A 22,778-nucleotide genomic window follows, 5' to 3' on the forward strand; every position below is an offset into this window, starting at 1 on the left:
CCCCGCCCCGTGTGGGACTCACGAAACGGAGGGGCGGGGTACCAGCCCCCGCCCTACAGCACGGCACAGCTACGGTACTCACGCCCACTCCGCCGCCACTTGCTTGGCCGTCTTGAACTCCGCCCCGCGCGCGATCAGCGAGTCCAGCAGGACCGTGAACTGCTCCAGCGCATAGTCGCCGCAGTTCTCCACCAGGAAGTAGTCCGGCTCTACAGCGCCCTCGCCGTAGTGCATGCGCGTGGGCATGGGCATGAACTCCCACGGGTGGAAGTAGAAGCACAGCACCACCGGCAGGTTGCGCTCGCGCACGTAGCCGATGAAGTTGTCAATGTGGCCCATCAGGGCCTCGCCGCTCTGGTTGCGGAACAGCGGCCACTGGTCGCGGTCGCGGTGGTACTCGTCGGTGCTGTCCACGGTCATGTCGCAGAAGTTCGGGATCTCGACGAGCTTCAGGTCGCCCGTCTCCGCCCAGTTGTCGCGGCTGGGGTGGTATGGCACGAGCTGCTTCTCATAGAAGTACAGCGGGTACGAGGCATCGGCCACATAGCCGAGATCGTTGAGGGCATTGCACACGGCGGTGCTGCCCCACAGGCGCGGGCAGCGCCACGAGACCGGCTGCTCGCCGAGGGCCTCGGCGACCCACTCGGTCGCCACGCGCAGGCGGAACGGCACCTCCTCGGGCAGCAGCGGCTTGACGCCCGGGATCTCGAAGATCGGGTCGCCGACCGTCTCATGGTACAGCGCGTGCGCCCCGACCTCATGCCCGGCGGCCTTGACGGCCTGGACCACGCCCGGGTGCAGGCGCGCGGTCTCGCCGGTGAAGAAGAAGGTGCCGGTGGCGCCCTTGTCCTCATAGAGCTTCAGGATCTTCGGGGTGCCATCGGTGACCCCGGTGTAGTCAATCCCCCAACTGCCACAATCGGTTTCCATGTCGAAACCGAGGACGACGGTGATGTCGGACATTGGTATCTCCTTTGGCGGCGAAAGGAGCGCGGGCTTTCCAGCCCGCGCTCCACCTACTACAGCTCAATAACCTCATTCCGGATGCTGCTCAGCCACTCCACGCCCTGCTTGGTCACGCGGACGCCGTTCTCCCAGCGCAGGCCAAACTTGCCGGTGATGTACAGGAACGTGTCCACCTGGAAGGTCATGTTCTCGACCAGCGGGTACTTGCTCGAGGACTCCATCCAGGGGCGCTCGACCTCCATCAGGCCGATGGCGTGGCACGGGCCGTACAGCAGGTAGTCGCCGTAGCCGGCGGCCTTGACGAACTCCTCGAACTTGATGACGACCTCAGCCGCAGGCTCCCCGGCCTTCATCATCTCGGCGGTCTTGTAGTGGGCCTCCAGGCCGAAGCTCACCAGGTCGCGCATCTTGGCGGGCATCTTGCCGAAGCACACCGGGCGGCCGACGCTGGACGAGTAGCCGCTGACCAGGGCGCCGATGTTGAGCTGGATCAGCTCGCCCTTCTTGATGACCTTGGGGCTGGGCCGGCCGATGGCGTGGGTGCTGTTCACGCCCGACAGCACGTATGTCGGGTGGCCCTCATACTCCGCGCCGTGCTCGTACATGGCCGCCTGCGCCAGGCCCACGATCTGCTGCTCGGTCATGCCCGGCTTCATCTTGTTGAGCACGTACTCAGTGGCGATTTCGCTGATGCGGAAGGCCTCGCGCATGCACTTGATCTCGTTGGCGCTCTTGACCGTGCGCATCTCGACGATCAGGTCATCGGCGCGCACGAGCTTTGCCTTGCCGGCGGCCTTCTTCAGCGCGTTGTAGACCGTCACGGGCATGACCGGCAGGCCCGCCACGCCGATGCGCTTGACGTTCTTGCCTCCAGCGGCGGCGATGACATCGGCGAAGGTGTCAAGCTTCACGCCCGGGTACTCCGGCTCAGCCGACTCGCGGTACTCCAGCAGCTGCATGATGCGGTCGCACTTGCCGCGGTCCTGGGCGAAGGTGAGGGTCTCAGGGCCGATGCACAGGATCGGGTCGCCCTTGCGGCCCAGCGCCACGCCGCCGGTCTCAAACAGCGGCCAGTAGTCGGACAGGTAGCGGACCATCGAGGGATCGGCTTCGTCGCCGTGGGCGATGAGGACATCGAGGTCCTGCTCCGCCATCTTCTTCTGCAACGTCGCCCAGCGCTGCTGGAACTCGGACTTGGGGATGCTCGGGGTTGCCATTGCCATGCCTCCATAAGTGGCGCGGCCTCGTCGCGCGCCGTTGGGTCGGTCTCATGCCCTTGCGGGGGTCTGTTGCTTCGACGGGGACGGACGGCTTCCCTTCTTCGGGGAGTGGCGGGGGCTCCGCCAATCGGCTGCGCTCGGGACACCCCGCCGTGTGCCGGGCGCCTCACGGCTCGCGGATGAAGCGCACCGTGCCAGCCGGGACCGGCGTGCCCATCCGGACACACTCACCCTCAGTGTACAACCACCCGGGGTCGGAGCAGTACACCTGGCGACTGGTCGTCGAGAGAATCCTGCCGCCCGCGGTCTCGATGGTAGCCTGGAGGTTGCGGAGCTTGAAGCAGTTCTTGACGCTGTTGCCAACCGTCACCTTCAGCTCGAGGTCGCCGTTGTCGCGCAGGCCGGCCTGCAGCATCGCTCGCGCGGCCGTCGCGTCCACGCGCATGGTGAGCCCCTTGTGCCACTTCAGTGTCGAGCCGGTGAGGGGCAGCGGGCCGGCCGCCACGCCGTTGACCTGCACCGGCTTGTCAGCCCATTGGCCGCCCAGCGAGTTGAAGGTGTCCAGGCTCAGCGTCAGTCCCGTGGCCTGCTCGACGCGGAAGTCGCGGGGCAGCGTCGCCTGCAGCACATCCACAGGCAAGGCCTGCGCTACGCGCCCGTAGCGGGACTGCGCGACGATGGTGACCTCATGCAGCCCCGGCGCCAGAGCGGGCGACGCGGTGTAGCGGACGGCGTCGCCGGGCGGCAGTTCCACCCGCCTCGTCTCGGTCTGCCCACCCTCCCAGGTGAGTTGCACCGAAACGGGCAGAGCGGTCGTCGTGCGGTTGCTCAGGGCGTACTCCACCTCGCCGCCCTTGAGCACCGACACGGTGCTGCCGCTGACCTGCACGGCCAGCGGCGCCACGACCGGTATCTGCACAGTCGTCTCGCCGGGTGAGGACCCCGGCGGGCACGTCACATGGATCGTCAGCGGCGTGCCGGCCTCGCCCACGGGCAGCGTACCGAGCGCCACCTGCGTGCGGTCGTGGGCGCGGAGCTTCAGGCGCTTGCGGAGGGTCTGCTCGCCGACGCGGAACTCCCAGGCCCCCTCCCACGGCGCGTCCGTGAGGTTGGCGAGGTCCACGGATATGGACTGCGGTTGCCCGGCCAGCAGGAACGGCGTACCCGAGGCCACATAGCGGCCGCTGCGCGCCAGCAGGATCGCCCCGCCATGTTCGAGCCGCCGGACGCTCAGCTCCCGCGCGCCCGGCACGTTGCGGCTGGCGGCAACCGCCTGCAGCCCCTGCACGTCCGGGTCGTAGGCGTAGACGCCCCAGGTACCCTTCAGGTCGGCGAGTCGCACCCGCGCGAGGGCGCTCCGGTCACGCTCGACCAGCGACGGCGACCGCGCCGCGTCGGGCGCGAGTGTGATGAGGTAGTTCCCCTCGGCCGTGCGGAAGATGTTGCCGCGGAAGCCATCGGGCAGATCGAGGGCGCGCGGGGAGAAGACCCACGACTTGCGGCGCAGGTGGCGGAAGATCGGCTGGTAGCCCACGTACATCGCACGGCAGGCATCATTGCCGAGCGTGACCGCCGGCTGGGCGCCGGTCTCCAGGGCCAGCAGGAGCTTCTCACGCGCGGCGCGGGGGCTGCTGTCATATGACAGCAGCGTCAGGTGCTTGCTCATGCACAGGTACTGCAGGCGTCGCGTCGGCCCGGAGCCCTCGGACATGTGCCCATCGCAGTAGCGCGCCAGCCCGGCCGTCCAGCCGCCGTTGGTGAAGATGACCTTGCCCCGGTCGTGCAGCAGCTTGCCGCCCTGCTCCAGCATCCGCTCCTGCGGGAACTCCATCATCGAGACCCGCCGGCCGTTGACCATCGAGACGCCGTCATCGTGCGCGAAGTCGAAGCCCGTATAGCAGTTCTGGTCCCAGAAGACGCCGGACATCTCGGGGAACGCATCCATCAGCTTCGTGATCTGGCCCAGGATATGCTGGCCGAAGCGTCCGCGCGGGTCCGGGTCCATGACGACGCACTTGATCCACGTCGGCGCGAACGACCCGTCGGCATGCTGGATGCGGCTCTCGGGGAAGTTGGTCGCGGCGTATTCAGCCCATGACTCCGTGCTCTGGAAGTACAGGCATTCGGCGATGCCCAGGCCCTTCGCCAGATGGATGAAGTCGTTGAGCATCTGCCGGCTGACCGGCCCGCCCTCGCCGAGCCCGCCCTCGGTGCGCGGCTGGCGCTGCCAGCTCTCACCCGGAGGCAGGTACAGCCCCAGATGCGGCCAGTACCAGCCCAGCTCCTGCCACGACAGGTCCTGCGTCAGGTCGCGCCGCAGCCGCTCCTGCGTCGTGACGAAGTCATAGACCATCGGCCCGTCGGAGTCGTAGACCTTCGGGTTCGGGGGCGCGAAGTACGCCGGGTAGAGGTGCACGAGCCAGCCCAGGCCGGGCCGCCAGCAGCCCTCGTGCTCGCCCACGAGCAGCCCTGCCGTCGCCTCGCCACCGGCAGGCAGCCGCCGGCTGGTCACCGACGCGGTGATGTCCACACCCGCGTCTGTCTTCGTCCACGAGAACGTCAGCGCCGGGGCCTGGACCTCGAAGGGCGCCGCGACCGTGACTCCGGTCCTCTCGCCGTACACGGTGAGCGCGGGGAGCGAGCACGACCCTCGATACACGGTGCTGCCCTTCTCGCCCAGCGGCCGGGGGCCGACGCCGTCGGTCACGAAGGCATGGGTGAAGTCCCCCGCCAGTCGCACCGTGCAGTCCAGCACGATCTGGCGCTCGCCGCCGGTCGTGTCGCGCACAACCACATCGAGGCGACGACCGTCCGTGACGTCCTTCGTCGTCGCGGTCGCGCTGAAGCCACCGTCCAGCGTCTGGTTCGCCGCGCCGGGGCGGAACTGCGCGCCAGGCGCGGGCTGTGTCGCCGTGCGCACCGCACACGTCAGGTCAGGCTCGGCCGCCGACACGACACCACACGCGGTCATGAGCAACGCCACCGCCATCGGGAGTCTCATCATGCACCCCGTCCGAGGCTACTTGAGGCGACTGAGGGCCAGGCCCGTGACCTGCACCGCCTCGGAGCCCTGAGCCGACACCTTGACCCGCAGCGTGCCGTCCTGCCGCATGGTGAAGGTCTGCTCGCCGCGCAGCCACAGGTAGCTGGCGTCCAGCCCGGGCCCGACGACCACCGGGTCGCGCCAGGTCGGCGCATCGAGCGCCACCACGGGCCGGCCCGTCGCCACGTTCTGGGCGTTCATGTTCCCCGGGTTGAAGCAGCGGGTGAAGAAGCTAAACCGGTACTCGCCCTGCTCCAGTGGCACCTCGGTCCGCCACTCGCTGCCCGCCCTCGCCTCCAGGCAGCAGCCGCCGGGCACGGCCCGCAGGCCAGCCCAGCGCTTCACCTCGAACGCCACTGGTCCGGGGGCCTGCTTGGGCGTGCGGCGCAGGTCCAGCGTCTCGTCATCCACGATCTTCTCGACCAGGAAGTTGGGACCGTCGGTGATCGCCGCCTTGACCACGAGCATGTCCAGCGGGCGGACGGTCTGCGTGAACTTCGCGCCGGCGCACTTGAACTGGTCGCCGCGCGGCCCACAGAACTCGCCTGTGCCGGTCGCGACCACGCCCTCCGGCAGATAGCGGGCGTCCTGGCCCTGCGGCTGCCAGCCCGTGGGCTTGCCGCCCTCGGCCTGCGTGAGGGCGCCGTTGGCGAACAGGTTGCCGTCCTGGCTCCAGTCGAACTGCCCCGGCGTCGGCCAGAGGATCGCGCGGTCGGACTGCGGCGGCTGCCAGGGCTGCACGTCGCCGCGGAGCGTGAGCGCCACGTAGTCCACCGCCACGTCCGGGCCGGGGACGCCGACCCACACGGCGCCGTCGTGCACGCAGTCACGCACGCGCGCCGCATTGTCCAGCGCCGACACCCACGCGCTCTGCTTCCAGTCGAACAGCCGCACGGCGGCGGGGTTGCTGCACGCTACGTCCAGGCCGAAGCCCTCGAGCTTGTCCGCCGGGCCCACGCCGATTTTGAAGAGCAGGGCCGTCCGACTACTGAGCGTCTGCCCGTCTTGCGCGGCGATCAGGCCGTACTCGTCGCGAATCCGCTGGGCCTCCAGGTTGTGCCCGGCCTGGTCGAGCTTGTTGTTCTTGTCGCGGCGCGGCTGGGCGGTCGTGATGGGCTGCAGGCCGGTGGCATCGGGCCTGGGCAGCTCTGCCCCCGGCGCGCGATAGCCCCGCACGTAGTACGGGTTGCCGAGCGCGCCCATCTCGCGCAGGAGGTACCGCACCGCGTGGACGGCCAGGATCGAGCCATCGTTGGTCGGGTGGATCGTGTCGGCCCACACGGAGGTGCGCTGCGGGTCGAGCAGATCGAGCGTGCGGTACACATCGCCATAGGGCAGCTTCTCGGCCTGACAGAACTCCAGCAGGTCCTGCGCGCGGTGGGCGGTGTGGCTGACGGCGCCGGCATGGGAGCCGCCGGACTCGGCGTCCATGAACGGCACGCCGCTGATGAACAGCGGACGGATACCGGCTTCGCGGCAGCGCTTCGCGATGTCGGCGAGTTGGGCCTTGAAGTCCTCGGGCTTGCGACCGGCGTCATTGACGGTGAACATGAAGCAGGCGTATTGGGGCTGCACGTCGGCGACGCGGACGCGCCAGCCGGCCTCGAACTTGTAGTCGGTGCCGGTGTAGTCCTCGCGCGCGGGCTCGGTCAGCGTCAGCTCGCAGAGGCGCTTGGCGTAGTCGAGCGTCTTGATGCTGTCCACGGTGTACTCCTGCGTGCCGAAGCGCACCCTCTGGCCGATGTACGGCCCGGCGAACCAGCCGACGCTCTCACCGTGGACAATCTTGTCACCGGCCTTGACGGTGACGGTGCCGCCGCCGAACTCGGACAGCAGGTGGGTGGTGTTGCTGCCGCCCACGGCGCGGTTGAAGATGCGCAGCGGCACTTCCCAGGACAACATCTGCGCATAGTCCATCGCCCCGACGCAGCCGCAGGTCTGCGAGTCGCCGGTGAAGATGAGGCGGGGCATGACGTTGACATCCACCTTCAGTTGGGCAGCCATAAGCACTCCACAGGACAGAATCGCGAATACACACCAGACAAGTCGCATGGGTCGGTCCACCTTCAGGCCTTGTTTCCCGACGCCTGCACGTACCACGGCAGGAACTCGGGGTTGAGCCACTGGTCGGGCTGCTCCCGGATGAGCTGCAGGAGTGTATCCACATCGGTTCGCGCCGGGATCGAGCGGCACATCGCGGCGCCGATCTGCACATAGCGGATGAGCCCGCGCGCCGCCAGCGCCTCCTCCTCTTGCTCACCGTTCCACCACGGGAAGAGCCCCGGCTTGCTCCATCCCGCGGCCAGGGCCGCAAGCTCCGCCCGGGCCGCCTCCGGCAGGCGCGCCAGCGTCTCCTCCAGCACGAGGCTCTGGATGAAGTGCCTTAGTGTGTGCACGCGGAAGCTCACGCCCAGGAAGCAGTACAGCGCGTTGTGCCCATACAGCTTCTCCCACGGGCTGCCGTGGCCGAAGGCGCGCTCCCCCCAGGGGCTGGGCCGCCCGTACGCGGTCGCATGGCCGGAGGTGATCTCCGCGGCCAGCGGCCCGAGGGCGGCGACGGAGTGGGTGAAGTGGTCCGATCGCATGGCGCTGGGCCAGGTGCGGAACACCTCGGTGATCTTCCCGACATCCGACGGCGACTGCGCAATATCCCACGTCTGCTGCCGCCGCTCCTTGTCGCGTTGGCACAGCGTCGGCAGCACCAGTGTCCCGTTCGGCGCGATGGCGTCGAGCAGCGCGGCGATGACGGTCTCCGCGCCGCCCTCGACGTAGCCGAAGGCCGACAGGGAGCTGTGGACCATCACCAGCGTGCCGGGCACCAGGCCCAGCTCACGGAAGCCGGCGACGAGGGTCTCGTGGGTGACGACAGGCTGATCGGATGGCATAGGGTACATCCCTAACAACTGTTGTGCCGCGGGTGTAGTGGCGCGATTCATCGCGCCAGTCGTGGGCATGTGGCGCCCACCGTGCGTGTCTCGACCGGGCGCGACAAATCGCGCCGCTACGGCTTCACTTCCGCTGCAGCCGGAACAGCTTCACGACCATGCGGCCGATGCGGCTGACGTGCGACAGGTCCAGCCCGCGGCTCTGGTACGTGTCCTGGTGGGTCATCGTTGCCAACTCGCGCCGCGGCGGGGCCGGGGGCTCGGCCTCGGCATAGCCCACAGTCATCATCCCCGGCAGGATGTGGCCCTCCGGGATCGAAAGCAGCCTGCGGATCTTCTGCTCGGCGAACCCGCCGATGTAGCATGTGCCCAGGCCCAGGTCGGTGGCGCACAGCATCATGTTCTGGGCCGCGAAGACGCAGTCATCGCGCGAGTACGGCGTAAGCTTCCGCGCCGTGATGACGATCACGACGGGCGCGCTCAGGAGCTGCTTCCAGTGCAGACCCGCCACCTGCGCCAGGTCGTACAGGGCCTGCTTGACCTCCGCGTCGCGGACGACGATGAACTCCCAGGGCTGGCTGTTGACGGCGCTGGGCGCCCAGCGACCGGCCTCGAGGACCTGCTCCAGCATGTCCTCGGGCACAGAGTCAGACCGATAGCGCCGCACACTGCGCCGGCGACGGGCGAGGTCGAGGAAGGCGCCTATCGCTTCAGCCCCCACTTCCGGTTCAGGTACTGCTCGACCGATAGCATCTCATCGAAGCGCAGGGCCCGGCCGAAGATGAGCACTTCGGCGACATCGCCATACAGGTTCTGCCCGGCGCTCTCCGAGGCGCCCAGGATGGTCAGCCGGTCGAGCACACCGGCACGCATCTGCACCGAGAACACCTGCGGGCCGTAGGCCTGGGGCTTCTCACCGCCGCGCCGCACGATGGTCCAGTTCGGTGCCTCCCATTCCTTCGGCGTCGGGCGCGAGGCCGCGGCGATCCGCTGCCATGCCGGCCCGGACGCCTCGGGGGCCTGTGATACGACCAGCACCGTGAGCGGCCCCGGCGCGCGTTCCGGTATCGTGAGCCGCAGCGCCCCGACGCCCGTGCCGCGCACCACGGCGCGGCCGTTGAGGCCGTTTGGTGCGAGCCTGACCGGCGGCTGCGCGGGATCGCGCGGAAGGGCCACGAGCTGGCCGGGGCCCTTGCTGCGCCAGGCGGCGACCGCACCGTCCGCCCCGGTCGTGAGGGTCGCCGCATCGGCGGCGTCCAGCCACACCAGCAGGCCCTCGCGGATCATCGTGCTCTCGGTCAGCGTCGTGCGCGGGGTGAAGCTCAGATCGTGCGTCGGCGGGGGCGGGGCCTGCGGGTCGCGCCAATCGGCCCCGGCGACCCAGCGCGCGCCGCCGAACTCATACGCCCCCAGGTCGGGCGCCCGGCCCGCGAAGCCATCGGTGATCCCCGCGATCTCGATACCCGCGTCTATGGCCGCCGAGCCCTTCACGGGCACGCCGTCGCGGTCCACCGCGCCGAAGGTGTTGCGCTGCAGCTCCGGCCCCAACTCGCCCTGCACGAAGGTGCTCGGGTCCTCCGGGCGCAGCGGGGCGTTGACGAGGTTGTTGAGGATGCGCGTGCCCTTCATCGTCGGGGTGTAGGCAGCGTAGGTGAACGTGCCGAAGGGCTTGTTGGACAGCGCCACGGTGTTGTTGGCGATCAGGTGGTTCAGCGCATCGCAGTTGATGTGGATGCCACAGGCGGTGGTGTTCCACACGACGTTGTGGTGGACGATGAAGTTCTTGCTGAAGTTGTCCAGGTAGATGCCGGAGGTGGCATCGCCGAGCAGGTCGTGCGCCCAGTTGTGGGCGATGACGCCGCCCTCGCCGTCGGTCCCCCAGCAGTAGATCGCCCCGGCATCGTTGTTGAGCATGTTGCCGTGGTACAGGTCGTTGTACTCCAGCAGGATGCGCTTGCTGCCGTGGTGGGGGATGATGTCGCGGCCCGTGCGGAAGATGCTGCAGTGGCTGACGACCGCCCCCACCGAACGGCCGGCGTTGAGCCCGCCCGACCCGGTGCCGCAGTAGTCGGCGTCGTGGATGACGCAGTTCTCCACGCGGTTGCCCTCGCCCGTCACTTGCATCGCCGCCAGCGCCGCGTACGCGATCAGGCAGTGCCGCCACACGTTGCCCTTGCCGGACATCACGTTGAGCGTCGGCGGCCGCACCTTCTTGGTCCACTCGCGCACATGCTGCACATACCGCAGGCGGCAATCCTCGACCAGGCAGTGCTGCGCGTCGGCCATGTTGATCGCCGCGCCGATGATGTCCAGCCCATGCACCTCGACGCACGACAGCTTGCTCAGGTCGAAGGCGAGGTCGCGCTGCTTGGCCTCGATCCGGTGCCTGGCGGGCATGTCGCCGGGGGCCACCTGCAGGTACAGCGTCCCGGTCGCCTCATCGAGGAACCACTCGCCGGGGCTGTCCACGCCGGCCAGCGCGCCGATGAGGAGGTACGGGTTCCCCGGGCGGGGGGCATAGGGATCGTGCTGGTGATACGGGTCGGCCTTCTCGCGGACAAAGTCCTCAGCGAAGCGGAACGACTGGCCCGGCCTGTACTCGGTGACGCGCCGCATCTGGCTGGTCCAGCGGTCGCCAGGCCAGATCAGGATGAGGGCATTGTTCCAGTCGCCAGGAGGGAGGTTGGGGTCGGCGAGCACGAACTTGTCCGTGCCTGGTCCGGCGGCGGCGCGGGGGAAGGTCATGAGGTCATCGCTGGTCGCGTTGGGCCAGCGCGCCTCGGGCAGCATCTTGCCATCGCTGAAGAGCTGGATGAACTTGAGCGGGGTCGCGAGCTTCCAGATGTCGCCCTGGTGCCGGGTCCACGCGCCGGTCAGCGGGTCGGCCCCCGAGACGGTCACGGCCTCGCCCTTGTAGGCGGCGAAGCAGAGCGGCTCGCCCTCGGCGCCGGAGCTGGCGGGCCGCACCGTCTCGCGGTACACGCCGCCGCGCAGCCGGCAGGTGTCGCCGGGCTGCATCACCGACGCCGCCTGGCCGATGGTGCGGAAGGGCTTCGCGAGCGTGCCGGGGTTCGCGTCATTACCCGAGGGAGAGACGAACAGCTCCGCGGCCGGCAGCGGCATCGCCAGCAGCCCCAGCGCCAGAGCCAGGAGGGGAAGAGAAGCCCGCATGTGCCCGATCACCCTTTCGCGGCGTGTCCGGCACAGTTCCGCGCGCGGGCGGGTGTCCCCTGCCCGGAGGGCCGAGCGGCAGCCGGCCCCCGCCCTCCAGCGGCTCCCGCCTCAGATCAGGCTCGTGCTGAAGTAGCGCTCGGCGCGGTCGGCGAGGATGGTCACGACATTGCCCTCGATCTCAGGCGCAATCCGCATGGCCGCCCAGACACAGGCGCCCGAGGAGGTGCCGACCAGCAGCCCCTCGACACGGGCCAGCGCCCGCGCGGTAGCAATGGCATCCTCATCGGTGACTTCCACAACGTGGTCCACGAGGCTCACGTCGAGCACCGCGGGGATGAAGCCGTCGCCGATGCCCTGGATCTGATGCAGGCCCGGCTCATGCCCCAGGAGCGCCGAGACATTGGCTGGCTCGGCGGCGACGACGCGGCAGTTGGGGTTCTGCTCCTTGAGGTAGCTGCCCACGCCCTGCAGAGTGCCCCCGCTGCCCACGCCGGCGACGAAGGCCCCAACCTGCCCGTCCATCTGCTCCCAGATCTCCCGGGCGGTGGTATCGAAGTGACACTTGGGGTTGGCGGGGTTCTCGAACTGCTGGGGGACGAAGACGTTTGGTTGGCTGGCCAGTTCGGCGGCACGGTCCACGGCGCCCTGGATGCTGGCCTCGGCGGGTGTCAGCTCGAGTTCGGCCCCGAGCGCGCGGATGATCTTCCGGCGTTCCTCGCTCATGTTCTCGGGCATGCAGATGATGACGCGATAGCCCTTCTGCACTCCGACCAGGGCGATGCCGATGCCGGTGTTGCCCGAGGTGGGCTCGACAATGGTGTCTCCGGGCTTCAGGCGCCCCGTCGCCTCGGCGCACTCGATCATCTCCAGGGCGATGCGGTCCTTGATGCTGCCGCCAGGGTTGAGCAGCTCGCACTTGACGAACACGGGGTGCTCCGTCAGTTTCGCCAGGCGCAGCATGGGGGTATTGCCGATCAGTTGCAGCACATTGGTGTGGAACATGGGTCTACCGCCTCGCAGGGATGAAGCCCCATGTTACCAGCATGGGCGGCGCAGCGCAATGCCGGACGTCCGCCCCCGCGCGGGAGGAGCGGCCTACGTCTCCGAGGAAGGAGACGCCGTCACCACTGCGCCCCGGATGGAGCGTCATGCCCTCACGCCCCAATGTCCTCATCGTCATGTCCGACCACGAGCGCGCGGATGTGCTGCACCCGACGCACCCATGCCCCACGCCGCACGCCTCGCGCCTGGCGCGGGAAGGCGTGCTGTTCAACCAGGCGTACACGGTCAGCACCCACTGCTGCCCCTCCCGCGCCAGCTTCATGACCGGCGTGTACCCCAGCCGCCACGGCGTGTTCAACAACGTCCTGACGCGCACGGCCATCCACAGGGGCCTGAGCCCGGGCGTGGTCACTTGGCCCGAGCATCTCGCGCGTGCCGGCTACCGGATGCAGTACACCGGCAAGTGGCATGTCAGCGCCGAGGAGCGCCCGGCCGACCGTGGCTGGGAGGAGTTCGGGACCGTGACGGCCGTCCCGCCCGAGCGGCACGAGACCTCGTGGGACCGCCAGCCCGGCCCGCGCGATGCCGAGACGAAGCACGGCCTGCACGACTGCGTCTGGGTGCCGCGCGATGGTTGGCCTGACTCCCTGCTCTCCGCCGTCCGCCCGGTGACCGCTGACCAGACGCTCGAGTACCGCCAGACGCAGGACACCATCGCCACGATCCGCGAGCTGGCTGGCAGCGACCAGCCCTGGTGCACGTACCTGGGCTGGGCCACGCCGCACGACCCCTACACCGTGCCGGAGGACTATGCCGACCGGATAGACCCGGCCACGGTGCCACTGCCGCCGAGCTTCCGCGATGACATGAGCGACCGGCCGCGCCTGTACACCCGCCAGCGTCGTCAGCTCTGGGACCAGCTCGACCCCGAACAGGTCCGCCTGTCCATCGCGCGCTTCTGGGCCGTGTGCGCGATGCAGGACGACTTCCTGGGCATGCTCCTGCAGGCCCTGGAGGAGACGGGGCAACTCGACCACACCCTCATCATCCGCACCGCCGACCACGGGGACCTGCTGGGCGAGCACGGCCTGTTCCTCAAGGGCGTGGCCCCGTACGAGGGCTCGTACCGCATCCCGCTTGCCATGCGCTGGCCGGAGGGCCTGGCCGGCGCGGGGCGGGAGGTCAACTCGATCACGCCCAATGTGGACATGGCGGCGACGCTGCTGGAGATCGGCGGGGCCGAGCCGCTGCCGCACACCGACGGCCACAGCCTCGTGCCACTGCTAACGGGCGAGGAGCCGGACGGACAGCGCGACGAGCTCTTCACGCAGATGAACGGGGTGGAGCTGTACTACACCCAGTGCATCATGCGCGTGGGCCGCTACAAGTACATCTTCAACGGCTTCGACGAGGACGAGCTATATGACCTGGAGGCTGACCCGTGGGAGCGGCGGAACCTGGCGGCCGACCCGGCGCTGGAGCCGGTGAAGCGCCGCCTGATCCGGCGACTGTGGGAGTATGCGCGCGACACCGAGGACACGATTGACAACGCCTACCCACCGGTGGGGCTGGTGCCGGTCGGGCCGTACCGAGCGCTGGAGCGGGGCTGACGGCTGACCGCCGGCAGGTGCCGGTCGGGACCGGGGCGAAGTGTCCGCGTAGCAGGTTGCATCACGGTCGGGGGAGACGGTCCCATGGCCTCGGGTACGTGCACGTCGTGCTCGCGCGGTCGCCTCGTCCTGCTCGCCGCCTCGTTAGTGCTCGGCCTGGGCGTCGGCCACGCTCAGCCCGCCGCGGCTACCCAATGGTCACGCGGGTTCACCGTGCCCGCCGTCGGCATCGGCAGCGACTACCCGGTCGAAGCGCTGGTGTCATTCGCTGCTCAGGCCCATGTCGGCACGGTGATCGTGGATTGGGACTGCATCCCCGACACTGCCCCCCGCACCGACCAGCGCGCCGTCAATGCCCTCCTGGCCCGCCTGAGCGCAGCCGGTGTGCACGTGGCGGCCATGTACCGCCCTCGCTTCAGGGACAACCCCACCGTCCCGACGCAGACGACCCTCAACGGCGGCCCCGCCGAGCATGACGGGTACGAGATCTGCTACAGCGACAGCCGGGCCCGCGCGTGGGGCGCCCAGTGGGCTCAGGCCATCGTCAAATCCTTCCCCGGCTTCACCGCCGTCCTCATCGGGCAGCCGCACGACTACTGCGGCTGCCGGCAGTGCGGCGAGCGGCCGAGGCCGGACGCCCCGGCGCGGCCCGGCGTGGTGCAGTTCCTGCGGGACGTGCGGGAGGCCCTCGACCGGCGCCGCTCGCGGGCGACCCTCGGCCTGGTGGGGCCCATCTACGCGAGCCACTGGGAGCCCGTGCTCGACGCCGTGGATGTCATCCTCCCGAGCATGACGCTCTACGAGCGATTCCCGGCGGCCAACTGCGTCGCCTCGTTCCGCACTCTCGGCACGGCGTACGGCGCCAAGATGGGGTGCCCCCTGCTCTGCCTGTCGGCGGACACGGGGCGGACGGTGAGCGAGGCGTATGCCGGGCAGTTGGACCGGGCGCTGGAACAGGCCGGCATCTCCTACGTCATGCAGGGCCTCGACACGGCGTTCCTGTCCGATGAGTACGACCCGCAGCAGATCGCGCACGGGATGGGGCTGGACTGGGAGGCGCTGGCCCCGATTCTCGGCCAGATGGCCTGCGCGGCCGAGCAGGATGACGGCGTCCCGCTGCTGGACATCCCCGAGCAGCGCGCCGACCTCCCCGTGATCGCCGGCCGCTACGCCGTCGTGACCTGCGTGCCCCGTGGCCACCCCTACTACCGCGCCGCGGCCGCGCTCGCCCAGTACCGCCAGACGGACGTGCTGACCATCCCCTTCGTCCCGCGCGCGGGCCTCTACCGAGCACTACAGTCCCTGCAGGCCGAGCAGATCGCCCTCGTCGCCCCACCCGCCGAGATCGTGCCCGAACTCGCCGAGACGGTCTTCCTGGCGGCGAGCACCATGGACCACGACGTCGCCCTCGACTTCACCTACGGGTTCATCACCGGCGAGACGCCGGACGACGCCTGGGCGATGGTGCAGCGCACGATCGAGGCCGAGGCTCAGCCGCCCGAGCCGCACCTCGCCGCGTGCGTCGGTCAAGTCTTCGACGGCATGGACCACTGCTACAAGGCCATGGAGCAGCGCGCCGCGCAGTACGCGCAGATGGGACTGCGGGCCAACGCCATCTGCGGCGACACTGACGACAGGCAGTGGGCCCAGCGCCGTGTGTCCGAGATGCCCAAGTTCGACGGCGCCACCGCCGTCGTCTTCATGGGCCATGGGTCCGGCCACTCGTCGTGCGGCATCACCGGCGCCGACCTGTTCGGCGTGCAACTCAACCACGCTATCGCCTTCAGCGGCACGTGCTATGGCAACGCCGTCACGAACATGCTGTGGGATGTCAGCAAGGACAAGCTGCTGCATCCGGCGCCGATGCCGCCGCGCTCGAGTGTCGCGCTGGCGATGATCCACGGCGGCGCGATTGGCCTCGTGGGCAGCCTGACGTCCAGCAGCTTCTGGTTTGTCCGCGAGGCCATGTTGGCCGTGGACGAGGGGCTCTCGATGGGGCAGGCCTTCGCCCGCAACGCCGACACGTGCATGGCGGCGTCGCGGCTCAAGCAGGTGGTGCTGTACCCGTGGGTCGAGGGAGAACTGCCCCCCGGTGCCCGTGGCACGCGCGCCCATCGGCAGGCCAACACCATCGCGCCCGTCGTGTTGCTGGGCGACCCCGCCTACGTGCCCTTCCCCGGTGGCCTGCCCAAGGCGCAGGCAGTGGACCATCCAACCTCGACGACGACTGCGGCCGCAGCGACCAGGACGACGCCTCCGCCCCTCGCCTCCGGGCCGGAGCATCTCCAACTCGCGGCCGGGAGCAACGCGTACGTACTCAGCGGCGCCAACGGCGTGCTGACGACGATCATCCAGTACCTGCCGGAGCGCTCCTTCGCGGGCATGGCGCGCGGGATCGTGTGCGACAACAGGGGCTGCCGAACGCTGCTGAAGTTTGACCTGTCCCGGGTGGCGCTACCGGAGGGGAAGACGCTGCGCAAGGTCACGTTGCGCCTGTATGCCGAGAAGTCCACGGGGCAATCTGGGGGGCGCACGATGGTCGTCCATCGCGTGACGGCGCCCTGGGATGGCAAGGTCACCTGGGGCACAATGCCGACGTTTGAGGCCGCGCCGTGCGTCGCCGCACCATACGAGACCGGGGCGAAGTGGCTCGAGCTGGACATCACAGAACCGGCGCGGTCGTGGCTCACCGACCCAGCCCACAACTACGGTCTGCTGCTCAAGTTCGAGCAAGAAGGGCAGACGCCGTACGTAGAATGGGACTTCACCGGGCCGATGGCCACGACCGACGCGAACCGTCCGCGACTGGTGTTCGAGTGCGACTGAGGACGCCACGGGGCGCCCGCGGCGACTACCTGTAGTACCCGCTCTTCTTCTTGCACTCCTGCGTCACGCGGACGACCTCCAGGGCCTCCTCCGGCGCTACCACCAGCGGCTTGCCCTGGCGCAGCACCGCGTGCACGTTGTCGTAGAAGTCGCCAATGCTCTTGCCCTTGGTCGGCTCCTCGGCCTCCTGCCACGGGATCTTCTCATCGGTCACGTAGCTGCGGTCCGGGGTGGGCTTCGTCAGCAGCCTGTACGTCCCGGCCTTCTTGGGGTCGAAGAACGCCAGCTTGCTGGTGGTGCCGTCGCTGACCAGCGTGCCGTGGCTGCCCAGGACCGTCCACTTGGGCTCGGGGAACTTGCAGACGCTGCTGACCTCCATGTCGTACACACGGCCGTTCTCGCCCCGCAGCAGCACCTTCACGTGGTCCTCCACGTCGCCGAAGGACGCGATCTGCTTGAGGTCGCAGAAGACCTCCTTGACCGGCGAGTCCAGGAGCTGCAGGCCGATGTCAATGAAGTGCGGGCAGGTGTTGTTGAGCACCCCGCCGGCGTGGCTGCGCATGCACTGCCAGTCATAGCGCCGCCCGAAGCCGAGGGCCCTCATGCGAATCTCGAAGACCTCGCCGATCCGTTGGCTCTTGATCAGCTCGATCAGGTAGCGGGTCTCGGGGAAGAAGCGGTAGTTGTGGTGCACCAGGAGCTTCTGCCCGGTCTTCTCGGCGGTGGCCAGGAGGCTCTTGGCGTCGGCGACGCTGTCGGCGATGGGCTTTTCGCAGATGGCGGCGCGCCCGCTCTTCATGACCTGCTTGCTGACGGCCGTGTGGGTGTCGGAGAAGGTCGCCACGACGATGACCTCGGCGTCCGCCCCCTTGAGCATCGCGTCTACGTCCTTGAACGTCTCGCAACCGAACTCGTCCCTCATCTCCTTCATGCGGGCGGGGATGAAGTCCGTGCAGGCTGTGATCTGGAAGCGGTCGTCCCCGCGCAGGCGGTGGACATGGATGTTGTAGCCGGCGCGGCCGAGGCCGATGACGCCGATCTTGATGGGACTCTTCTTCGCCATGGGAAGCTCCTTCGTGGGCGATAGGCTGCGCCGGTCCGTTCGTCACCGGGCGACGGATTCCTCCGGGTTACGTCAGGAAGGCCGGCAGAACGATCTCGATGTTCAGGCCTGCCAGCGCCGCGGCGCCGAAGCAGACACCGATGGCCGACGGCACGAGGGACAGCGCCAGCATCCAGCGCAGTCGCGTCAGAATCGTGATCGCCAGCAGCGCCACGGACAGCGAGAGGAAGACCTCGGTCATGTCCAGCAGGTCGGCGATGCGGTTCATGCGTTCCACATTTGCCTCGTGCGCCTTGGCTTTGGCGCTGGTCTCCTCCTTCTCCTGCTCGTAGCGGTCTATCTCAGCGCTGTACCTGGCCAGGCGCTTGTCTACCTCGGCGCGGGCAGCCGGGGTGAGACCGGGCGAGGTGAGCAGCATGGTCTCAAAGGAGTCCCGCTGCAGCTTGTACATGTACTGCTTCATGCTCTTGGCCTGGTACATGGCCCACATGTCCACCGCGTCGGACTTCTGCTGCAGGATGCCATAGTCCATGTTGTCGGCCTTCACGCCGCACAGGGCCATGAAGGTGGCGATGACGGCCACGATGACGGCGGCGACGTTGACGAACCGGTCGTTGCTGCCCTCGGCGTTCTCGTGCGCCTGATCCACGATCTCGTCTACCATCCGGGGCCCACCTCGTGACGCTGACCTTGCGCGCGACGGGTGGCAATTCCCGCAGAGGTGCAGGCGCACCTGCGACGAAAGGGAGGGCGTTGTCCAGCCCGCGACAGCGAGGTGAGCCCAGTGAGCACCCCCGAGTGGTCGGACCACGAGAAGGCACGGCTCCGCGACGACGCCCTCCGCCTCATCATCCCGCACTTCGCCAGCAATGCCGAGTTGGCCGGCGGCCCGAAGATCTTCGTGCGTGGCGAGGGCTGCTACGTGTGGGACGTAGATGGCAGCAAGTACTTCGACTCCTTCGCCACGCTGCTGACGACCATCTGCGGCCATGTGCGGCCGGAAGTCACCCAGGCCGTGAGTGAGCAGATGCAGCGCCTGGAGTTCTTCCCCAACTATGTGGACGCGTTCACCGTGCCGCTGATCGAGTTGGCACGCAAGCTGGAGGAGCTGATGCCCGGCGACCTGGGAGTCAGCTTCTTCGTCAACAGCGGCTCGGAAGCCAATGAGACGGCGCTGAAGGTGGCGCGGCAGTACCATCTGGAGCGCGGCGAGCACCATCGCTTCAAGTTCATCGCCCGCCGCGATTCGTACCATGCCACGACCCTGGGCGGCAGCGCCGTCACCGGTCTGCGCTGGTTCCGGGAGTACTTCGAGCCGCTCATGCCCGGCGCCCTGTTCGTCAGCGCCGCGCGCGAGCGCGACGTGCCCGAGGGCATGACCTCCGCCGCCTACACCCGGCAACTACTCGCCGAGATCGAGAAGCTGATCGCCGACGAAGGCCCCGACAGCATCGCGGGGTTCATCATGGACCCGCTCCCCGGCTCCAACACCGGCTATCCGCTGCCGCCCAAGGGCTACCTGCAAGGCGTACGCGACCTGTGCGACGAGTACGGGATTCTGCTGATCTTCGACGAGGTCCAGACTGGCTTCGGCCACACAGGCAAGTGGTTCTTCTGCGAGCACGACGGTGTAACGCCGGACATCATGACGGTGGGCAAGGGCTTCACCGGTGGGTTCATCCCCCTGGGCGCGACGGTGACAACGCCACAGGTGGCGGAGGTCTTCCGCCGCGGGCCGGGCACCGAGCTGCGCTCCGGCAGCACCTACGGCGGGCACACGGTCGCCTGCGCGGCCACGCTGGCGAACATCGGCATCATCGAGCGTGAGGGGCTGGTGGAGAACGCGCGCGTGCAGGGGGAGTACATCCAGGCGCGCCTGGACGAGTTGCGCGGCAAGTACGCCTGCGTCGGCGAGGCCAGCGGGATCGGCCTGCTGTGGGCCCTGCGGCTGCACGTGGACCCGAAGCTGGGGGTGGGGACCTGGATCCGGGACTGGTGCCACCGGAACGGCATGATCCTGCGCAACAACGGCGACATCCTGGTGATCGCGCCCTCGCTGGTCATCAGCCGCGAGGAGGCCGACTTCATGCTCGGCCTGTTCGACGGGGCCATCGGGGACGCGACGGCGCACTTCGGGCTGTAGGGCCTGGAGCGCGTCTCTCCAGAGCCGCAGTCGTTGCGACAGACCCGTGCGGCTCTGGAGAACCGCGCTCCAACGGCCTCGGGCAAGCAGGAACGCGCGGGGCATAGGCGGAAGACATAGGTTACCGGGGGTTCCACCGGGGGACCAGGTGGGGATGGCCAGGCGGTACGCGCCGCAACGACGCATCCGTGAGCAGGCATCGCAACGCGGGGGCGCAACGGTATGTGCCGGGCCGGAGGCTTCACGCTTATCGAAATGCTGGTGGTTGTCGCGATCATCATGATCCTGGCTGCCATCATCTACCCCGTCTATGAGATCGTCAACAAGCGCGCCGAGACGGTCCACTGCGCCAGCAACATGGGCCACCTGGCCTCTGCGGTGCTGCTGTATGCCGAGGACTACGACGGCGTGCTCATCCCGGCGTATGTCACGGGCGGCCAGAACGGTGCCGTCGCCACGAGCTGGGACGTCCTGTTGATGCCGTACCATCACAGCGAGGGTCTCTACCTGTGCGTAGGTGACCAGGCGGCCTCCTTCGCCACCAGCACGACCTGCTACAAGCACAGCTATGGCCTGAACTTCGACCTGACCATGGTGGGCGGTTACGGTAGCTCGGCAATGCTGCTCTCCGAGGTGCAGAGCCCCTCGGCCACGATCCTGCTGTTTGAAGTCCGCGGCAGCCTGCGCGCCCTGGGCGCCAGTTACCCGGCCCACCGCCTGACCCGCGTAGACGCCCGCCACAACGACGGCTGCAACTTCTCCTTCCTCGACGGCCATGTGAAGTGGTACCGCCCCGCCACGACCTGTGCGGACGCAGCCAACAACATGTGGATCCCCTGACCCCCGGAGGCGCCATGCTGACCCTTCTGCTGCTGCTCCTTGGTCTGGCCGGTGCGCAGGCCGGCTGGTGTGCCCCGGCCGGGCCACCCCAACCCGACGCCCACACGCTCCTCCTGGCCCACTTCGACACCTCGTGCAACGCGGACCTCGCCAAAGGCAGCCCGGCCGCCGAGGTGAAGGAGGCCGCCCTGGTGGCGCAGGGCCGATGGGGCGGGGCTGTAAAGCTCGACGCCGGCCAGTGGCTCAGCTTCGACCCGCAGGGCAACCTCGACATGAAGGCCGGCACGCTCATGTGCTGGATCAAGCCCGACTGGAACCCGGCCGATGGACAATCCCACGCCCTGCTCTCGATGGGCCTGGACGGTGATCCGGCAGGCTACTTCGTCCTGAGCCAGGGGTGGTGGGAGAGCAGCGGCGGCGCGGGGCGGATGTACTTCATCTGCGACAACCAGAGCTACATGCACGCGAGCACCACGCAACTGCTCGGCCTCGGGGAGCGCCTCAACGAGTGGCACCACCTGGTGCTCACCTGGGCCGAGGGCAAGCCAGGGCACTGCGCCCTGTACCTGGACGGCGAGCCGGCCGCCCGCACGACCCGTATCTGCGAGCACCTGCGCCGCCCCCGCACGCGACTGTTCATCGGCTCGGATGCCCCCACCGGGATGGGCTCGGACCGCCCGGCGAAGGTGCTCCTCGATGAGTTGGCCATCTACGACAAGGCCTTCACCGACGAGGAGGTCGCCGCCGCCTTCGCCGCCCAGGAGCCGAACTGGGCCGCCATTCAGGCCCGCCGGAACGCCTGGCTGACGGACGTGCTGAAGGCGCCGGCGCCGAAGCTGCCACGCGACGGGCAGGGGCGACTGCGCGAAAGCCGCGCCATCCTGGACGAGTCATGGAACTGGGCGAGCCGCGAGGGCGCCGACCAGATCGTCGCGCGCCTGAAGGCCGCCGGCTTCAATGTCTTCGTCCCCTGTGTGTGGCATGGCCGTGGGACGCACTGGCCCAGTCCCCTTGAGCCGCCCGCGCCGGGCGTGGACAAGCTGATGACCCCCGAGCACGACCCGCTGGCGTATCTGGTCAAGCAGTGCCATGCCAACGGCATCGAGGTCCACCCGTGGTTCTGCGTCTGCTCGCGCAGCGGCAACCTGCATCCCGAGTTCCGCGAGGAGGGGTCTCCCGACGGCTTCTTCGACGCGCATCGGCCGGAGTTCCGCGACTGGATGGTCGGCCTCATGCTGGACGTGGTGCGGCGCTACGGGGTGGACGGCATCAATCTGGACTACATCCGCACCGGGGGCATCTGCCGGGGGCCGAAGTGCCAGGAAGAGCACCGCGCGCGCACTGGCGCCAGTCTGACGGACGACATCTCCGCTGTCGGGAAGTCGCTCGAAGCGCGCGGCCGCCTGGTGCAGTGGCAGGACGAGGCCATCGCGGACCTCGTGCGGCAGTTGGCGACCGAGGGGCGGAAGCTGAAGCCCGGGCTCGTCGTCAGCGCCGATGTGCATGTCGCGCCCCCCGCCGAGCTACCGGCCCTGGATGGCCGCAACGTGCTCCCGTGGATCGAGCAGGGCTGGCTCGATGTGGCCTACAGCATGGACTACGGCCGCACGCTGGCGTATGCGCGGCTGGACGCCTCACGGGCAGCGACGCGCAAGCCGGCAGCGGTAGTGGAGCTGTGCGGCAACTACGAGGTGAACAACCAGGGGAAGGTCGTCCCGCGCGAGGGGCAGCTCGTGGCGGACCTGCTGTCCTACTGCCAGCGCAAGTGGCCGGGCAACGGCGTGGGGCTGTACATCTACAGCATGCTGGACGACGCGCAAGCCGCGGCCCTACGAGCGGGCCCGTTCAAGGAGGACGCGGTGCCGAGCTGGGTGAGGTGAGGGGGATTGGGATGGCGGGATGGCGGGATGGCGGGATGGCGGGATGGCGGGATGGCGGGATGGCGGGATGGCGGGATGGCGGGATGGCGGGATGGCGGGATGGCGGGATGGCGGGATGGCGGGATG

15 protein-coding genes are annotated in these 22,778 nt (G+C 68.8%); 5 read left to right on the forward strand and 10 right to left on the reverse strand.

The genetic code is table 11. The features are described from left to right. Nucleotides 1-78 precede the first annotated feature (78 nt). The 8 genes from LLH23_17365 to cysK all read right to left on the reverse strand — a co-directional run bounded on the left by LLH23_17365 (nucleotide 79) and on the right by cysK (nucleotide 12,290). Entirely contained in the window at nucleotides 79-963 is an 885-nt protein-coding gene (locus tag LLH23_17365; protein MCE5240235.1) for a polysaccharide deacetylase family protein, read from the reverse strand. Nucleotides 964-1,019: 56 nt separating this feature from the next. Next, a complete protein-coding gene (locus LLH23_17370; GenBank protein MCE5240236.1) occupies nucleotides 1,020-2,183 on the reverse strand; it encodes a Xaa-Pro peptidase family protein in 1,164 nt (387 codons plus the stop codon). 169 nt (nucleotides 2,184-2,352) lie between these two features. After that, a complete protein-coding gene (locus LLH23_17375; GenBank protein ID MCE5240237.1) occupies nucleotides 2,353-5,190 on the reverse strand; it encodes a hypothetical protein in 2,838 nt (945 codons plus the stop codon). A gap of 15 nt (nucleotides 5,191-5,205) precedes the next feature. After that, a complete protein-coding gene (locus LLH23_17380) occupies nucleotides 5,206-7,233 on the reverse strand; it encodes a hypothetical protein (GenBank protein ID MCE5240238.1) in 2,028 nt (675 codons plus the stop codon). A gap of 62 nt (nucleotides 7,234-7,295) precedes the next feature. Then, nucleotides 7,296-8,030: an AAC(3) family N-acetyltransferase gene (locus LLH23_17385; GenBank protein MCE5240239.1), complete on the reverse strand. Its 735-nt coding sequence runs from the start codon at nucleotides 8,028-8,030 to the stop codon at nucleotides 7,296-7,298. A 208-nt stretch (nucleotides 8,031-8,238) separates the two neighbouring features. After that, nucleotides 8,239-8,835: a nitroreductase family protein gene (locus LLH23_17390; GenBank protein ID MCE5240240.1), complete on the reverse strand. Its 597-nt coding sequence runs from the start codon at nucleotides 8,833-8,835 to the stop codon at nucleotides 8,239-8,241. Then, nucleotides 8,817-11,285: a right-handed parallel beta-helix repeat-containing protein gene (locus tag LLH23_17395; protein ID MCE5240241.1), complete on the reverse strand. Its 2,469-nt coding sequence runs from the start codon at nucleotides 11,283-11,285 to the stop codon at nucleotides 8,817-8,819. Before LLH23_17395 ends, LLH23_17390 begins: the two co-directional genes overlap by 19 nt. 111 nt (nucleotides 11,286-11,396) lie before the next feature. After that, nucleotides 11,397-12,290 carry a cysteine synthase A gene (cysK, locus tag LLH23_17400; GenBank protein ID MCE5240242.1) on the reverse strand — a complete coding sequence of 298 codons (894 nt, stop codon included), beginning with the start codon at nucleotides 12,288-12,290 and terminating at the stop codon, nucleotides 11,397-11,399. 146 nt (nucleotides 12,291-12,436) lie between these two features. Between cysK and LLH23_17405 the strand changes: the two genes are divergently transcribed. Together LLH23_17405 and LLH23_17410 are read left to right on the forward strand one after the other, a co-directional pair. Further along, nucleotides 12,437-13,900, forward strand: a complete 1,464-nt coding sequence (locus LLH23_17405) for a sulfatase-like hydrolase/transferase (protein MCE5240243.1) — start codon at nucleotides 12,437-12,439, stop codon at nucleotides 13,898-13,900. 84 nt (nucleotides 13,901-13,984) lie between these two features. Further along, nucleotides 13,985-16,726: a DNRLRE domain-containing protein gene (locus LLH23_17410; GenBank protein MCE5240244.1), complete on the forward strand. Its 2,742-nt coding sequence runs from the start codon at nucleotides 13,985-13,987 to the stop codon at nucleotides 16,724-16,726. Nucleotides 16,727-16,751: 25 nt separating this feature from the next. On the opposite strand, the gene LLH23_17415 is transcribed toward LLH23_17410, so the two are convergent. Both LLH23_17415 and LLH23_17420 read right to left on the reverse strand, forming a co-directional pair. Further along, nucleotides 16,752-17,789: a Gfo/Idh/MocA family oxidoreductase gene (locus LLH23_17415; protein ID MCE5240245.1), complete on the reverse strand. Its 1,038-nt coding sequence runs from the start codon at nucleotides 17,787-17,789 to the stop codon at nucleotides 16,752-16,754. Between the two features lie 67 nt (nucleotides 17,790-17,856). Further along, complete coding sequence (locus tag LLH23_17420; protein MCE5240246.1) at nucleotides 17,857-18,453, reverse strand: DUF4337 domain-containing protein; 597 nt, start codon at nucleotides 18,451-18,453, stop codon at nucleotides 17,857-17,859. A gap of 120 nt (nucleotides 18,454-18,573) precedes the next feature. On the opposite strand from LLH23_17420, the gene LLH23_17425 reads away from it, so the two are divergent. From LLH23_17425 to LLH23_17435, 3 genes are all read left to right on the forward strand, one after another. Then, entirely contained in the window at nucleotides 18,574-19,932 is a 1,359-nt protein-coding gene (locus LLH23_17425; protein ID MCE5240247.1) for an aspartate aminotransferase family protein, read from the forward strand. A 222-nt stretch (nucleotides 19,933-20,154) separates the two neighbouring features. Next, nucleotides 20,155-20,772 carry a prepilin-type N-terminal cleavage/methylation domain-containing protein gene (locus tag LLH23_17430; GenBank protein ID MCE5240248.1) on the forward strand — a complete coding sequence of 206 codons (618 nt, stop codon included), beginning with the start codon at nucleotides 20,155-20,157 and terminating at the stop codon, nucleotides 20,770-20,772. Between the two features lie 14 nt (nucleotides 20,773-20,786). Beyond that, the gene (locus LLH23_17435) at nucleotides 20,787-22,652 is read left to right on the forward strand and encodes a family 10 glycosylhydrolase (protein MCE5240249.1); all 1,866 of its coding nucleotides are present in this window, start codon (nucleotides 20,787-20,789) and stop codon (nucleotides 22,650-22,652) included. Nucleotides 22,653-22,778: the final 126 nt, after the last annotated feature.

This window comes from bacterium (genome assembly GCA_021372615.1).
In the GTDB taxonomy this organism is placed as follows: Bacteria; Armatimonadota; Zipacnadia; order Zipacnadales; family UBA11051; genus JAJFUB01.